General features: G+C 62.9%; 14 protein-coding genes. 7 read left to right on the top strand and 7 right to left on the bottom strand.

Annotated elements, in window-relative coordinates; genetic code table 11:
• Positions 1 to 373 precede the first annotated feature (373 nt).
• The 6 genes from efeO (C7441_RS08340) to C7441_RS08315 all read right to left on the bottom strand — a co-directional run bounded on the left by efeO (C7441_RS08340) (position 374) and on the right by C7441_RS08315 (position 6,568).
• On the bottom strand, positions 374 to 1,195 hold the full coding sequence (gene efeO, locus C7441_RS08340; RefSeq protein WP_109612477.1) for an iron uptake system protein EfeO: 822 nt from the start codon (positions 1,193 to 1,195) through the stop codon (positions 374 to 376).
• Positions 1,196 to 1,199: 4 nt separating this feature from the next.
• Positions 1,200 to 2,540, bottom strand: coding sequence for an iron uptake transporter deferrochelatase/peroxidase subunit (efeB, locus tag C7441_RS08335; RefSeq protein ID WP_109612691.1), 1,341 nt, complete (start codon positions 2,538 to 2,540; stop codon positions 1,200 to 1,202).
• Between the two features lie 5 nt (positions 2,541 to 2,545).
• Positions 2,546 to 3,733, bottom strand: a complete 1,188-nt coding sequence (gene efeO / locus C7441_RS08330; protein ID WP_109612476.1) for an iron uptake system protein EfeO — start codon at positions 3,731 to 3,733, stop codon at positions 2,546 to 2,548.
• Between the two features lie 8 nt (positions 3,734 to 3,741).
• Positions 3,742 to 4,590: an iron uptake transporter permease EfeU gene (gene efeU / locus C7441_RS08325; RefSeq protein ID WP_109612475.1), complete on the bottom strand. Its 849-nt coding sequence runs from the start codon at positions 4,588 to 4,590 to the stop codon at positions 3,742 to 3,744.
• 178 nt (positions 4,591 to 4,768) lie between these two features.
• Complete coding sequence (locus C7441_RS08320) at positions 4,769 to 5,878, bottom strand: NAD(P)/FAD-dependent oxidoreductase (protein WP_109612474.1); 1,110 nt, start codon at positions 5,876 to 5,878, stop codon at positions 4,769 to 4,771.
• Positions 5,879 to 5,881: 3 nt separating this feature from the next.
• Positions 5,882 to 6,568: a GntR family transcriptional regulator gene (locus tag C7441_RS08315; RefSeq protein WP_109612473.1), complete on the bottom strand. Its 687-nt coding sequence runs from the start codon at positions 6,566 to 6,568 to the stop codon at positions 5,882 to 5,884.
• 161 nt (positions 6,569 to 6,729) lie between these two features.
• Here C7441_RS08315 and C7441_RS08310 point away from each other — a divergent pair, with 161 nt between their 5' ends.
• The gene (locus tag C7441_RS08310; RefSeq protein WP_109612472.1) at positions 6,730 to 8,100 is read left to right on the top strand and encodes an aspartate aminotransferase family protein; all 1,371 of its coding nucleotides are present in this window, start codon (positions 6,730 to 6,732) and stop codon (positions 8,098 to 8,100) included.
• Between the two features lie 45 nt (positions 8,101 to 8,145).
• Here the strand turns inward: C7441_RS08310 and C7441_RS08305 are convergent, their stop codons facing one another.
• Positions 8,146 to 9,030, bottom strand: coding sequence for a helix-turn-helix domain-containing protein (locus C7441_RS08305; RefSeq protein WP_146201440.1), 885 nt, complete (start codon positions 9,028 to 9,030; stop codon positions 8,146 to 8,148).
• A gap of 271 nt (positions 9,031 to 9,301) precedes the next feature.
• Here C7441_RS08305 and C7441_RS08300 point away from each other — a divergent pair, with 271 nt between their 5' ends.
• The 6 genes from C7441_RS08300 to C7441_RS08275 all read left to right on the top strand — a co-directional run bounded on the left by C7441_RS08300 (position 9,302) and on the right by C7441_RS08275 (position 15,355).
• The gene (locus C7441_RS08300; protein WP_109612470.1) at positions 9,302 to 10,525 is read left to right on the top strand and encodes an amino acid ABC transporter substrate-binding protein; all 1,224 of its coding nucleotides are present in this window, start codon (positions 9,302 to 9,304) and stop codon (positions 10,523 to 10,525) included.
• A gap of 67 nt (positions 10,526 to 10,592) precedes the next feature.
• Positions 10,593 to 11,465, top strand: a complete 873-nt coding sequence (locus C7441_RS08295) for a branched-chain amino acid ABC transporter permease (protein ID WP_109612469.1) — start codon at positions 10,593 to 10,595, stop codon at positions 11,463 to 11,465.
• Positions 11,462 to 12,421, top strand: coding sequence for a branched-chain amino acid ABC transporter permease (locus C7441_RS08290; protein ID WP_109612468.1), 960 nt, complete (start codon positions 11,462 to 11,464; stop codon positions 12,419 to 12,421). The genes C7441_RS08295 and C7441_RS08290 overlap by 4 nt, the downstream gene beginning before the upstream one ends.
• Positions 12,418 to 13,146: an ABC transporter ATP-binding protein gene (locus C7441_RS08285; protein ID WP_109612467.1), complete on the top strand. Its 729-nt coding sequence runs from the start codon at positions 12,418 to 12,420 to the stop codon at positions 13,144 to 13,146. Before C7441_RS08290 ends, C7441_RS08285 begins: the two co-directional genes overlap by 4 nt.
• Entirely contained in the window at positions 13,139 to 13,888 is a 750-nt protein-coding gene (locus C7441_RS08280) for an ABC transporter ATP-binding protein (protein ID WP_109612466.1), read from the top strand. The genes C7441_RS08285 and C7441_RS08280 overlap by 8 nt, the downstream gene beginning before the upstream one ends.
• 15 nt (positions 13,889 to 13,903) lie before the next feature.
• Complete coding sequence (locus tag C7441_RS08275) at positions 13,904 to 15,355, top strand: aldehyde dehydrogenase (protein ID WP_109612465.1); 1,452 nt, start codon at positions 13,904 to 13,906, stop codon at positions 15,353 to 15,355.
• Positions 15,356 to 15,575: the final 220 nt, after the last annotated feature.

Raw genomic sequence — 15,575 nt, 5'->3', positions numbered from 1 at the left:
GGGCGGAACCTGCCACCGGAAATTGTCCTAAATGCGTATTTCGCGATCAATATGGTTATCGATCGGTTTAGGTTCCAAGACGATCACCTGATTTGACCGTCATGGATGTTGCCTGCAGGAAGCGAAGCAACCCGCAGCATGGCATATCATCTCAGGCTCGCCGTAAAAATCAGGCCTGAATGCGACGCCAGGATGCAATTGCGATTCTTACAAAATATTACGCGCGGTGATCAGCCGCCGCAAACGGATGGCTCTGCTACCTTCGTATCGTGGAGGAGCATCGGGGTTCCGCCATGCAAAGTGCACCAGATGGTGAAAAGGCCCGGTTGCAATCGAGCAGCCAGGCCTCGTTTCAGTGGTTGAAGTCGCTGGCTCAGTCGAGGCCGAGCTTGCCGCGCAGGGTCGAGAGGTCTTCGGCCAGCGTGTTGACGGCGGCGGCCAGAACCTTGCGGTCGTCTTCGCTCAGCTTGTCGTAGGTTTCATAGCCATCGCCGGCCTTGTACTTTGCCAGCGTTGTCTCGACCGTATCGAAATTGCCGGACACCTTGGTGACGAACTCGCCTTCCTTCTCCTCGATCAGCGGACGCATCAGATCGAAGATCTTGCGCGAACCATCGAAATTGCCCTTGAAGTCCCATAGATCGGTGTGGCTGTAGCGGTCTTCCTCGCCCGAGATCTTGGTTGCCGCCACTTCTTCCATCAATACGGCCGCGCCGCCCACCACCGTTTCGGGCGGCAGCGTCAGGTCGGCGATGCGCTTGTCCAGATCCTTCACGTCGGCCAGCAGCTTGTCGGCGATGGGAGCGAGCCCCTCGGTCGAATTCTGCTCCCACAGGCCGTATTCGATGCGATGGAAGCCGGGGAAGGCCGGGTCTTTTTCGCCTTGCTCATAGTCGTCGGCGCGCGAGTCGATGGAAGCGTCGAGGTCGCTGAACAGCTCGGCGATCGGTTCGATGGCTTCGTAGCTCATGCGGGTCGGGGCGAAAAGCGCCTTGGCCTTGTCGATGTCGCCTGCCTTGACGGCATCGGTGAAAGCAGTGGTGTCGGCCACCAGCTTCTGAAGCTTCTCCGAAACATAAATTTTGTAGTCGGCGATCGGCTCGACCAGATCGAGGCTCGGTTCGCCAGCCGCTTGTGCCGGCCCGGCAAGCAGGACGGCGAGCGCGCCGGCCGCGAAAAGATGTCTCATGTGCATTTCCCTACTCCTGATTGCTGCTGCGCATGGAAGCGTTTTCGGCGATGGCTTGCACGAGCTGGCTGCCGAGATAGTCGTTTTTGTCGATGATGCCGGGAAGGGTGTAGAAATAGCCACCGCCGACCGGCTTCAGATATTCTTCGAGCGGTTCGCCATCGAGCCGCCGTTGTACGGCGATGAAGCCTTTTTCCAGATCGGCCTGGTAGCAGATGAAGAGCAGTCCCTGGTCGAGCTGCCCGGACTTCGTCACCCCGTTGGAATAGTTGAACGGCCGGCGCAGGATCAGGTTTTCCTCGCTGCCGGGCGTGCGCGGATTGGCAAGCCGGATATGCGCGTCCAGAGGCGTGATCCCGCCATCCGGGTCTTGCGCATAATCCGGCACATCGAATTCGCTCTCGCCACCGCCCAGGGGGGCGCCGGTGGTCTTCACCCGTCCGAAGATGCGCTCCTGCTCGCCCAGTGGCGTACGGTCCCAGCGCTCGACGAAGTTGCGGATGATGCGCACCGCCTGATAGGTGCCGCCAGTCGCCCAGTTCGGTTCCCGGTTGTCTGCGCCGACCCAGACAATCCGTTTCATCAGCCCGTGGTCTTCCGAATCGGGATTGGCCGATCCGTCGCGGAAACCCAGGAAATTGCGTGCGCTCTGCACCGTGCCGTCAGCCGAGGGCTGGATGGCGGGCACATTGCCCTCCTGCTTCCAGCGCAGCACCATCTGGTCCGACATGGTTTTAACGATGTCGCGCAGGGCATGGATGGTGGTGTCCTGCGTGTTGGCGCAAAGCTGTAGCGTGATGTCGCCGTGGCAGATCGACCGGTCCAGCGCGTCGTTGGGAAACCTGGTCATGCGCACGAGCTTGCGCGGCTTGAGAGGAGCAAGCCATGGCCGGTCGTCGAAGAAGGATGCGCCGAGCGACACGGTGATGGTCAGATTGTCCGGCTTGACCTCGGGGCCGAGAATGCCGGAATCGGACGGCGGCAGCTTGGGGTCCAGTTCCGGTGTCCGGCCGCCCTGGGTCAGGAAAGCGATGCGCTCGGTCAGTTTGCGCAGCAACCGCTCGAGGTCTTCCGGTTGGGGCGCGAGCACATCGAAGGCCGCGATCATTCCGCAACTCGGGCGCGGCGTCACGATGCCCGCCTGATGGATCCCGAGATATGGCTGGCGCTGATCGAAGTCGCCATCCCCCACGGGCGCGTCGGTGACGTGCCGATGTGATGGGGTTTCCGCCGCGAATGCGTGGTCCTGTGTGAAGCCGGCAGCGAGGCCGCCACCGGCCGCGAGGCCAAGCCCCTTCAGCAGGTCACGCCTGCTGGCCTGAAACGGGCAACCGCCGGGTTTGCTGCTCATCGTCTTCACCCTAATCCGACAGCCTGATTGATACGCGAGAGCGCCGCGGCCAGATCCTCGAAGGATTTGGCGAGCGCCTTGCGTGCGGCCTCGTCGACCTTGTCGAAGGTCGGGAAGCCATTGGCCCCCTTGAACGTGTCGAGCGCCGTTCGCGTGGCGCTAAGCTTTTCGTCGACATCCCTGGCCACGTCTGGCGCGGCTTCCGACAGGACCGGCTTGAGCAAACCGGCCATCTTGGCCAGCCCGTCGAGATTGTCGCTGAGTTCGGCAAGGTCGGTGCCGGCATAACGGCTTGCACCATGGCTTGCCGGTCCTTCGGCCAGCCGGGTCGCCAGGTTGGCGGCACTGTTGGCAAGGTCTTCCGGCCCCAGCTTCATTTCGCGCAGCCGCTGCTTCAGCGCCGTCACGTCGGCAACCAGCTTTTCAGCGACCGGTGCGAGGCCATCTGTGCTGCCCGCTGAAAACAAACCGTATTCGATGCGGTGGAAGCCGGTGAAAGCGGGGTCTTCTTCGCGCTTTTCGAGATAGTCGGCGACCGGATCAATGGCGTTCTTGAGGTCGGAGATACGGTCGGTCACCGCCTCGATACGGTTGTAAGGCGTGCGGGCCGCCTGATAGAGGCTGCGCGCCTGTTCCAGGTCTCCAGCCTCGATCGCTTCGGCAAGCGCGGTGACGGAACTCACCAGCGCCGACCCCTGCATGGCGAGATAGACCTTGTATTCCGACAGCGGACCAATGAAGGCTTTCAGCGTCGGGCGTGCGGCTGCCGCCGCATAGGCTTCGGAAGGCGTGACCGTCAGCGTACCGCGTGGATTGGAGAGCAGGCCGCAGGTGATCTCGTAGCTGCCGGGCGCGAGATTTGCCGTCAGCGTCTGTCTGAAGCCTGGTGCGATGTTCTCACGCTCAGCCACGACCATGACACCCGACAGGATTTCCCATTCGACCGGGCGGTCGGAAGCATTGTGGATCTCGAAGGTGTTGCGGCCGGCGGCGACGGTGATCGCATTGGGCTCGCAGGCGCGCGCGCCGACCTCCACGCGGTAGACTTCGCCCACCGTCTGCGGCTGCGTCATCCGGCTCGCATGATAGAAGGCGCCCGCTGCCGCGATCATCAGCACGCCCGCTCCGGCGGCGGCAAGGCGCATGAGAGCAGAGGAGGGGGCCTTGTGCGTGCTCTTTTCGGATGCCGACATGTTTCAGCCTAACCTTGCATGTTTCCGGCCGTCCGCACGGTCACGGCGGGGCGTTGCGGCAGCGGCCGCAGGAACAGCACCAGCGTGACCGCCAGGAATACGACATAGACAATGACTTCGCCGACCGTCGGCGAATCCTGATAGTTGAGGATGCCAGACAGGACGGTGCCGATCGGGCTCGACACCGGCAATATCTCGCTGAGGTCGTAGACGCGCGCCTGAAGGCCGTTCCAGAGCCCGGCCTCATGCAGGTTGCGCAGCGCGCTGGACAGGATGCCCGCGGCGACGATGAGGATGAAGATGCCGGTCCAGCGGAAGAAACGGCGCAGATTGATCCTCACGCCGCCCAGATAGATGGCATAGCCCAGCGCCACCGCCACCAGCACGCCGGCCAGCGCGCCGAGTGGCGCCTGCGGGCCGGTGCTCTGCTGGAAGATGGCCAGCAGGAAGAAAACCGATTCCAGACCCTCGCGTGCCACGGCGATGAAAACCATTCCGATCAGTGCCCACGTCGCGCCTGCGGGGGTGGCAAGCGCTGCGTCGATGGAGCCATGCAGCTCGGACTTGATGGACGCGGATGCCTTGCGCATCCAGAACACCATGGAGACAAGCACGAAAACGGCGACGATGCCGACGCCCGCTTCGAACAGTTCCTGCGCGCGCTGCGGAAATTCCGCGCTGATGAGCAAAAGTCCGGTGCCGGCGAAAAGCGACAGGGCGACGGCCAGGAAAATGCCGATCCACACCGCCGGCATCCATTCATAGCGCCCGGTCTGACGCAGATAGCTGGCGACGATGCTGGTAATAAGCGCTGCCTCGAGGCCTTCGCGCAGCATGATAAGGAATGGAGCCAGCATGGCCGCCTCGGGAGTTTGATTTCGCTTCCGGGAAAAGCTTCCGGATGCGGTCAGGATTTAACTCCATAAGGCCGGCTCCACAAGAACGATCTTTTGGAACGATTCCAAAGTAAATCGGTCACTTACGTGTGTGAACTGATACCGTTTTCCAAGTTGTCGGGTGTATCGGGGCGGTCGATTACTGTGCCAGGGCGACCGCATGTGCGGCGATGGCGAGGCAGGAGGTCAGGCCGGGGCTTTCGATGCCGAACAGGTTCACGAGGCCGGCAACGCCATGAGTTTCGCCGCCCTCTATGACGAAATCGGCATTGGGTTGGCCCGGCCCGGCGAGCTTGGGGCGAATGCCGCTATAGGCAGGCTGAAGGCCGCCATCGGCAAGGTCGGGCCAATATTTGCGGATTTCACCATAGAAATGGTCGGCGCGGCGCGGGTCCACGCGATAATCTATGGTGTCAACCCATTCGACATCGGGGCCGAAGCGCATGCCGCCATTGAGATCGAGAGTCAGGTGGACGCCGAGCCCGCCCGGTTCCGGAACCGGATAGATAAGGTGTGAGAACACCGGCCGGTGTGCAAGCGAGAAATAATTGCCGCGCGCATAATTGAGCGGTGGAATATGCCGGGGGTCGAGACCGTCAATGGAGCGCGCGAGACGATTTGCCCCGAGACCGGCGGCATTGAAGAGGCGCGTTGCCGCGATTTCCATCTCTTCTCCGGTTGTGGTGTCGCGCGCCTGGACCACGATGGCTTGCGCTTCGGCGCGCGCTGAGACGACGGATGTGTTCAGGGCAAGTGCTGCGCCGTTCTCCTCGGCTTCGCCAAGCAGCGAAAGCATCAGCCCGTGGCTGTCGATGATGCCGGTGGAAGGCGAGAGCAGGGCGCTGGTGCAACTGAGTGCCGGCTCCATCTCGCGTGCCTTTTCACCGCTCAGCATTTCAAGGTCGGTGACGCCGCACGCCTTGGCCTTGCTGGCGATTTCGGCCAGCGTGGCCTGCTGGCCTTCCTGCGTCGCCACGATCAGCTTGCCGCAGCGGCGATGCGCGATGCCGCGTTCGCGCGCATAGGTATAGAGCTTGTCGCGGCCCTCAACGCACAGCTTCGCCTTGAGACTGCCGGCCGGATAATAAATGCCTGCGTGGATGACCTCGGAATTGCGCGAACTGGTTTCCGTGCCGATCGCGTCGGCGGCTTCGAGGATCAGCGTTTCCCAGCCGCGCCGTGCGGCTTCGCGGGCGATTGCCAGCCCCACGACGCCGGCGCCGGCAACGATGCAGTCGACCTTTTCCATGAGCTATTCCGCCGCTGCTTCAGGCTCGCGTTGTTCCATGCGCTCCAGAATGATCCTGCCCGCGTCGCCGATGTCCTGCGCAATGGCCTGTTCGGCGGCGTCGGGATCGCGCCGTGCGATTGCATCCAGCACCGCGTAGTGATGGTCGATCATGATGCGGCCGCCAGCCTGATAGGATTCGGCGATCAGAGGTCCCATCTGCAGCCAAAGGCGGTAGAGTATGCCGCGCAGTACCGGCATGCCGGCGATTTCGGCGAGCGCGAAATGAAAGGTCTGGTTGAGGTCGAGCGCCGCCAGCCAATCCTTGCCGGCGATTGCCGCCTCGTTGCGCGCGATAAGGTCGCGCAGGCGTGCGATTGCGGCAGGATCGGCTTTCAGCGCACTTTCGCGCGCCGCCAGTCCTTCAAGCTCCAGGCGAATTTGCCGGATTTCCTTGTAGCGCCGGATGGTGATCCTCGGCACGCGGACGTCGCGCGCGGATTTCTGCACCAGAGCCCCATCCTGGATCAGACGCAATATCGCATCGCGCACCGGCGTCACGCTCGTGCCGAGAGATTGCGCCAGATCGCGGATGGTCAGCCGCGCATCGGGCGCAAGTCGGCCCTTTATCAGGGCGTCGGCAATCCGCCCGTAAACGGTATTGCCGAGATTTTCGTGCTCCAGTGCCTCTAGGGCGAAGTTCGGGTCCATGCTCTATGCCGTTCGCGTGCGCACTGGCTTGACGCGCCAATGGCTAAAATACATGATGCATCAAACAGCAAAGCTTTTTGCCTCGCAAGCGTCATCCAGTCCCGAAACGTGGGAAGCCGGCACGCTCGTGTGGTGACGATGTGGATCAACAGGAACCGATCATGGACACCCAGCCCAATTCCCCCGAAGCGCGCGACATTCGCTACAATCTCCACGCCTACACCAATGCGCGCCGGCATCAGGAAGCCGGGCCGCTCATTATTGAAAAGGGCGAAGGCATCTATGTCGAGGACAATAGCGGCAAGCGTTACATCGAGGCGATGGCCGGCCTGTGGAGCGTGGCTGTCGGCTTTTCCGAGCAGCGCCTTGTCGACGCGGCCACGAAGCAGATGTCGAAGCTGCCCTATTATCATAGCTTCACCCACAAATCGCACTCGCCGCTGATCGATCTGGCGGAGAAGCTGGTGCAGATGGCGCCCGTGCCGATGAGCAAGGCGTTCTTCACCAATTCCGGTTCCGAGGCCAATGACACGGCCATGAAGATGATCTGGTATCGTTCCAATGCGCTGGGCCAGCCGCAGCGCAAGAAGATCATCAGCCGCCAGCGCGGCTATCACGGCGTCACCATCGCTTCGGCCAGCCTGACCGGCCTGCCCAACAACCAGATTTCCTTCGACCTGCCGATCGCCAATGTGCTTCACACGGCAAGCCCGCATTACTGGCGCGAGGCGCGGCCGGGTGAAACGGAGGAGCAGTTCTCCACCCGGCTGGCGGAAGAGCTGGAGAAGCTGATCCTGGCCGAAGGCCCTGAAACCGTCGCCGCCTTCATCGGCGAGCCGGTCATGGGTGCCGGTGGCGTCGTCGTGCCGCCGGCCGGCTACTGGGAAAAGATCCAGGCAGTTCTGAAGAAGTACGACATCCTGCTGATCGCGGACGAAGTGATCTGCGGTTTCGGCCGCACCGGCGAGATGTTCGGCTCGCAGACCTATGGATTGCAGCCCGACATCATGGTGATGTCCAAGCAGCTTTCGTCGTCCTACCTGCCGATCTCGGCCTTGCTCATCAACGACAAGGTGTTCGAGCCGCTGGCGGACGAAAGCAACCGCATCGGTACTTTCGGCCATGGCTTCACCGCCGGTGGCCATCCGGTGGCGGCAGCGGTGGCGTTGGAAAACCTGCGCCTCATCGAAGAGCGCGACCTTGTCGGCAATGCGCGCGAGGTGGGTGCCTATATGCAGCAGCGTTTGCGCGAGCTTTCCTCGCACGAACTGGTTGGCGAAGTGCGCGGCATTGGTCTCATCGCGGCGATCGAGCTGGTGGCCGACAAGGCGACGAAGGCGCCGTGGGGACAGCCCGGCGCACTCGGCGCGCTGACCAACGGACTGCTGCAGCAGAACGGCGTGATCTCCCGCAATATGGGTGATGCACTTGCCTTCTGCCCGCCGCTCATCATCACCAGGGCGCAGGTCGATGAAATCATCTCGGCGCTGAAGACCTCGCTCGACGAGGCGCTGAAGCAGGTCAAGGCCTGACACGAAAGTCGCCGGAGCGCCCCACATGGCGCTCCGGTAATCCCTTTACGGCCAGGCGGCGAAGGTTTCGCGATCCTTCCTCGCCTCGCGTAGTCCGGCCCGGTAGCGGCGAGGCGACAGGCCTACCGCCTTGCCGAAGAAGCGCGTGAAATGCGCCGGGTCGCGAAAGCCCAGACCATAGGCGATCTGCGCGACCGGCAGCGAGGATTCGGCCAGCCGCGCCCGAGCCTCCTCCAGAAGCCGGGCATGGACCAGCGCCAGCGGGCTGCGTCCGGTGGCCTTGACCACTGTGTCGTGCAGACGCCGCTCGGTCACGCCAAGCTCGTCGGCATAGCGACGGATCGTATACTGCTCGCGAAAGTGCACCTCCACCATCTGCATGAAACGCTGCAGGAGTTGCGGAGCTGGCCAGCCGTCTGCCTGGGCCAATGCCGGCTGCGGCGACAGCCGCTGGGCAATGACCAGCATGATCGTCACGCAGGCCGATAGCAACTCGACGCCGCTTTCCTTCGGGGCGCGCAATTCCCGGTGAATGGTCTCGGCCGTTGCGGCGAGCGTGGCAACCTGTCCGGCATCGCCCGGCCGTATTTCGCCCAGGATCAGGCGGTCGGCGGTGGCGCGCAGCGCGGACGGCTGGCCACCCGAGATCGCCATGGAGACGAGGTTTTCCGAACAGGAAACGATGAAGCCGGCGCTTCCGGCATCCAGGGCCACGGTCAGCGCTGCTCCCGGCGGCATCCACACCAGACAGGGGGCGATTGCGCGCAATTGGCCCTTGGAAAGCTGTACTGTGGCTTTGCCTTCCGTAAGCACCAATGCGTGGCTGTGCCCGCCATAGCGCGGTGCGTTGAGCCGCCATTCGGTAGCTGCCACGGTCGGCGTCGCACGGTCTGCCTGAGCCAGCAGCGGCAGAGGTGTGGTCTGGAACATGACGGAAATGCCCAATTATCCGAAATGGGCAAGAAAATATCTGAAAGCGTCAATTCGGGCAACTTTACTCCTGCCGGGCAGGGGGTTAGCGTTCAGTCATGGAAGCGCGCGGAACAGGTCCGCGCGGGCTGAGAGGAACGGCCGAAGGCAGGCATGGCCTGCACGCTTCCGGGATGGAGAGACTACCGAGAATTTGCAGTCACGCTTGCGTGCGCCCAGTCGCGCGCGGGTACCGTCGCATCATGTCTGCGGCGAAGCCAGGGAGGAAAGAATGAGGCAGATGTTGCGAAAGCATCTTGGTTCGATGATCTGTGCGGCATCGCTTGCAGCGTTCTCGCTGTCGGCGGCCTATGCGCAGGACGCGGTTCGCATCGGCTACGCTGTGTCCAAGACCGGTGCCAATGCCGGCGGAGCGACCACCACCACCATCCCCAACTACGAACTGTGGGTGAAGGAGATCAACGATGCCGGCGGCCTGAAGGTTGGCGACAGGCAGATGACGATCGAGGTTGTCGAATATGACGACCGCTCCAGCTCCGAAGAGGCGGTGCGCTCGGTGGAACGGCTTGCCACACAGGACAAGGTCGATTTCATCCTGACCCCGTGGGGCACGGCCAACAATCTGGCGGTTGGCCCGATCTTCGACAAATACGGCTATCCGCAGATCGCCGGCACGTCGGTCACCGACATGGCGCCGAAGCTTGCTGCCCGCTGGCCGAATTCCTACTGGCTTCTGGGCACCGGCGGCTCCTACGCCGAAGGGCTGGTCGACCTGCTGGTCAAGCTGCGCGAAGAAGGCAGGATCGGCGATAGCGTCGCGATGGCTTCCATCGCCGACGGTTTCGGTATCGAGCTGGCCAAAGCCGGTCGCACTGCATTGCAGGGACATGATTTCAAGCTGGTCTACGACAAGACCTATCCGCTCGGCACGCAGGACCTCGCTCCGATCGTCAACGAGGTGAAGGCGTTGAATCCGGATGTTTTCATCGCCTTCTCCTATCCGCCGGATACGCTGGGTCTCACCGATCAGGCGCGCGTGCTGAACTTCAACCCGAAGCTCTTCTATACCGGCGTGGCCACAGCCTTCCCTCTATATAAAGACAAGTTTGGCGCGGCTGCCGAAGGCGTGGTCAGCCTCGGCGGTATCGATCCCAACGACGAGAAGGTCAGAGCCTATATCGCCAGGCACAAGGAAGTCGTCGGCAAGGAGCCGGACCGTTGGGCGAGCTTCATGACCTATGCCGGACTACAGGCGTTGCAGCAGGCAATCGAAAAGGCCGGGACGCTCGACAAGGAAAAAGTCAACGAGGTGCTGCGTACCGGGACCTTTGACACGGTGCTCGGCCAGATTTCCTTCGACAATAAAAGCCGGCAGGTGCCAAACATCTTCACCGTTGGCCAGTGGCAGGATGGCGAGTTCGTCGGCCTCGAGCCAGCCGATCATCCGGGGGCGGGCAAGCTTGTCTTCCCCAAGCCAGCCTGGCCCGCGCAGTAAGGCGGTGGACGGCGCGGTGGAGTTGACCATCGTCCCGCCGCGCCGGCATCGCCTCGGATCATAGAAAATGCTGACCAACGCAATTCTCTCCGGGCTGACCATGGGCGGCACATATGCGCTCGTCGCCATGGGCCTGACGTTGCAATATGGCGTCTCCCGGATCATGAACCTCGCCTATGGCGAGTTCGTCATCGCGGCCTGTTTTGCAGCACTTGTCCTGTTTGCATCCGCCGGCATTTCACCGTTGGTGGCGCTGCTTGTCGTGGCGCCTGCCGGCTTCCTGCTGTCCTGGGCGATCTACCGCCTGCTTCTGATGCCGCTGGTGCGGCGCGCGCCCTCGCGCGGGGCGCTGGAGGTGGACAGCATTCTGGCGACCTTCGGCATGCTGTTCATCGTGCAGGGCATCATGCTCGCGCTCTTCGGCGGCGATTATTCGAGCTACTCCTATTACAATACGCCGGTCGACCTGTTCGGCACGACGATTGCCGCCAACCGGCTGATCGTGCTGGCGGTCGCGCTTGCCGTAGCGCTGGCGGCCTGGGCCTTCCTCATGCATACCCGCAGCGGCACGGCCATGCGTGCCGTCGCCGTCGATCCGGTTGCGGCCGGGCTGGTGGCCATCGACGTGCGCCGGGTCGCCGCGGCCGCATTTGCGCTTGGCGGTGCGATCGCCGCAACCGGCGGCGTACTGATCTCCATGTTTCTCACGTTCAACGCCAATATCGGCGTGGTCTTCACCATGAAGGCGCTCATCGTCGTCATAATGGGCGGTGTGGGCAATGTCGTCGGCGCGCTGGTGGCCGGGCTGATCCTCGGACTTGCTGAATCCTTCGTCGCCACCTTCGTCGATCCGGGCCTGACCATCGCTGTCACCTACGCAATCTTCCTGGCGGTACTGATCGTGCGCCCACAGGGTCTGTTCGGAGCGCGTGCCCGATGACCGACCGACCCGTAATTGCAATCGGCCTGGGCGCGCTGGTGTTCGCTGCGCTGGCCTTCGTTCCCTACATGGTCGATGGTTATGGCATGTCGCTGGCCATCGCGATCGCCAACTACACGATCCTCGCCACCGCCTGGGCGCTGTTTTCAGGCCCCACGCGCTACATCTCGCTCGCCACCGTCGCTTTCTTCGGCGTCGGCGCCTACACGGTGGCGGTGCTGGGCGAGGTGCTGCCCTGGCCGGTCGTCATGCTGGTGGCCGCAATCAACGGCTGCCTGCTCGCGCTTCTGGTCGGCCTTTCCACGCTGCGGCTTGCGGGCATCTACTTCGTCATCTTCACCTTCGGCCTCACCGAACTCATCCGCCAGGTGGTGACATGGTACGAGGTCAAAGTTACCAGCACGGTCGGCCGCTATGTGTTCCTCGACATCGATCAGCAGGCCATCTACTGGCAGCTTCTCGGGGTTGCCGCATTGCTCTTCCTGTCGGGCTATCTCATCGGCCGCTCGCGGCTTGGCTTTGCGCTGCGCGTCATCGGTGGCGATGAGATGGTGGCGCGTCATGTCGGCATCGACACCACCCGCGCCAAGCTTCTGCTCTTCGTGCTCAGCGCACTTTTCATGACGCTAACCGGCGCGATCATGGCTCCGCGCTGGACCTATATTGATCCGGCTATCGCCTTCAATCCGCAGGTTTCGTTCCAGACCGTCATCATGGCGCTGCTGGGCGGTGTGCAGCGGCTGTGGGGGCCGCTGCTCGGGGTCATTCCGCTTACCTTGTTGTTCGATTGGCTGAACGCCCATTTCCCCAACCACTATCTGCTTATCCTGGGCATCGTCTTCATGCTCATCGTTTATCTGCTGCCGCAGGGCGTGGCGGGTGCGCTTGCCAGGCTGCGCGGCCTGCGTAGCAGGAAAGAGCGGGCATCGGCTGCGATGAAGGAGGCCCGTCAATGACGGCGCTGCTCGAAGTCTCGGGCCTCACCAAGCGCTTTGGTGGGCTGGTTGCGGTGCGCGAAGCCGCCTTCAGCGTCAACGAAGGCGAGGTCATGGGGCTGCTGGGGCCGAATGGTTCGGGCAAAACCACTACGATGAACCTCATCTCCGGTAGTCTGAAGCCGGACACCGGATCGGTGCGGCTGGAAGGGCGCGACATCGCGGGGCGTCGCCCGCATGCGATCGCCCGCGGCGGCATTGCCCGAACTTTCCAGCTGGTACGCGTCATCGACGACATGAGCGTACGTGAAAACGTCATCTCCGGGCTTGCCTTCCGCGAGAACCCGCTTTGGGGTGTTTCCGCGAATGTCGAGGCCGAGAAGCTGCTTGCGCGTGTCGGCCTTGGTGGCAGGGGAGGGGTGTTCGCGGCCGAACTCACCTATGTCGACCAGAAGCGGCTGGAGCTTGCCCGCGCGCTGGCTCTGTCGCCGCGGCTCCTTCTGCTGGACGAATGGCTTGCGGGGCTCAACGCCACAGAACTCGATGGCGGCATCGACCTGATCCACTCGCTTGCCAACGAAGGCGTCACCATTCTGATGGTCGAGCATGTCATGTCGGCCATCCGGCGCCTGTGCAGCCGCTGCGTGGTCATGAATGCCGGTGCCGTCATCGCCGCAGGCGAGACCGCGGCCGTTATGGCCGAGCCCGCCGTGATCTCCGCCTATCTGGGAGACGAGGATGACTGAGACCGTTCTGTCTGTCGCCGGCCTTACCGTTTCCTACGGCAGCCATGTCGCTTTGCGCGGCATCGACATGGAAGCGCGCCGGGGCGAGATCGTCGCCATCCTCGGCTCCAACGGTGCGGGCAAGTCCAGCCTGCTCAAGGCCATTGCCGGGCTGGTGGGCAAGGGCATGGAGGCGCAGGTAGCGGTTGGCGGCAAAGACCTGTCGTTGCTCGATCCGCACGAGATCGTGGAGGCGGGGATTTCGCTGGTGCCGGAAGGGCGCGGGCTGTTCGGCGACCTGACCGTTGCGGAAAACCTGCGCCTTGGCGCCTTCGCCCGCCGCGCCCGCGCTGGCGAGCCTGAGCGTCTGGCCAAAGTTTTTTCCATGTTTCCGCGGCTGGGCGAACGGCACGTCCAGCTTTCCCGCACCATGAGCGGCGGCGAGCAGCAGATGCTGGCAATCGGCCGTGCGCTGATGGCCGCGCCCGATTTCGTGCTGCTGGACGAGCCTTCGCTCGGCCTTGCGCCCGTGGTCACGCAGCAGCTTTTCATGACGCTGCGGCGGATCGCCGACGAGGGAACGGGCATCGTGCTGGTGGAACAGAACACGCGCGCGAGTCTGAAAATCGCGGATCGTGCCTATCTGATGGAGAACGGCCACATCGTCGGCGGCGGCAGTGCCGCCGATCTGGGGGCCGACCCCGCGGTGCAACGCGCCTATCTCGGCCTTGCCGGCGATGGTGCCGCCGCGCGGCAAATGTGAAGAAAGGAAGAAAGAATGTTCAACGTCCAGCTGATGATCGACAATCAGTATCGCGACGCCAGCGACGGCCGCGTCTTCAAGCGCGCCGATCCGATCAGCAAGGGCGAGGCAAGCCGTGCCGCTGCCGCTTCGCTGGCCGATGCGCGCGCAGCGGTGTCCGCCGCCGCCGCCGCTTTCCCGGCCTGGTCGAAGACCGGCCCCGGCGAACGCCGCAAATATCTCCTGAAGGCTGCCGAGATCATGGAAGCCCGCACGCCGGAATTCATCGCGCGCATGGCCGCCGAAACAGGCGCTACGCCCGGTTGGGCCGGTTTCAATGCCGCCCTTGCCGCAAACATGTTGCGTGAGGCAGGTGCCATGACCACACAGATCAGCGGCGAGATCATTCCTTCCGACGTTCCCGGCTCTTTTGCCATGGGCGTACGCCAGCCGGTCGGCGTGGTGCTTGCCATTGCGCCGTGGAACGCGCCCGTCATCCTGGGGGTGCGGTCCATTGCCATGCCGCTCGCCTGCGGCAACACCGTCGTGCTCAAGGCCTCCGAGCTATGCCCGGCTACGCACCAACTTATCGCAGATGTACTGAAGGAGGCCGGTCTTCCGGCAGGCGTCGTGTCTTTCATCACCAATGCGCCGGATGATGCGCCCGAAATTGTCAATGAGCTGATCGCGCATCCTGCAGTGCGCCGGGTGAACTTCACCGGCTCCACCCGTGTCGGACGCATCATCGCCGAAACGGCGGCTCGCCATCTGAAGCCGGCGCTGCTGGAGCTTGGCGGCAAGGCGCCGTTCCTGGTGCTCGACGATGCCGACATCGATGCGGCCGTTGATGCCGCTGCCTTCGGCGCCTTCATGAATCAGGGCCAGATCTGCATGTCCACTGAACGCCTGATCGTGGACGAAAAGGTGGCCGAGGAATTCGTCGGTAAGCTTGCGGCCAAGGCAGGGTCGCTGAAGGCGGGCGATCCGAAAGCCGAAGGCACCATTCTGGGGTCGGTCGTCAATATAGAGGCGGTCAAGCGCATCAGTGAACTGGTCGAGGATGCCACGGCCAAGGGTGCGCGCGTGGTCGCCGGCGGCGAATCGCAGGAAACCGTGATGCAGGCCACCGTTCTCGACAACGTCACTTCGGCCATGCGCATCTATTCGGAAGAATCCTTCGGGCCGGTCGTGTCGGTCATTCGCGTGTCCGGCGTCGACGAGGCGGTGCGTGTGGCCAATGACAGCGAGTATGGTCTGTCCTCGGCGGTCTTCAGCCGCGATATCTCGCGGGCCATGGACGTGGCGGGCCGGATCGAGAGCGGCATCTGCCATATCAACGGCCCGACCGTGCATGACGAGGCCCAGATGCCCTTCGGCGGCGTGAAGGCCTCCGGCTATGGCCGCTTCGGCGGTAAGGCTGCAATTGCGGAGTTTACCGAACTGCGCTGGATCACGATCCAGAACGGGCCGCGGCACTATCCATTCTGACTCTGTCGCCTCATTCATTAAGAGAGAAGGGGTGCGGTCCGTCCGCGCCCCTTTTTGTTTTCGCTGCAGCCGTTCGGAGTTTGCCGCGGAACCTCTCACAGCCTTCTGTGCGTCGAATCTTTGGCTTGGTGGTGGGATTGGTTGTGATTCTGCGTTTGGGTTTGGGTATGTTTTGTCTAATATGTTGTAATTGCTTGCATTTTTGATGTTTCCGGGGTTT

This window comes from Pseudaminobacter salicylatoxidans (assembly GCF_003148475.1).
Taxonomy (GTDB): Bacteria; Pseudomonadota; Alphaproteobacteria; order Rhizobiales; family Rhizobiaceae; genus Pseudaminobacter; species Pseudaminobacter salicylatoxidans.
This window is presented reverse-complemented; position numbering and strand designations above follow the sequence as displayed.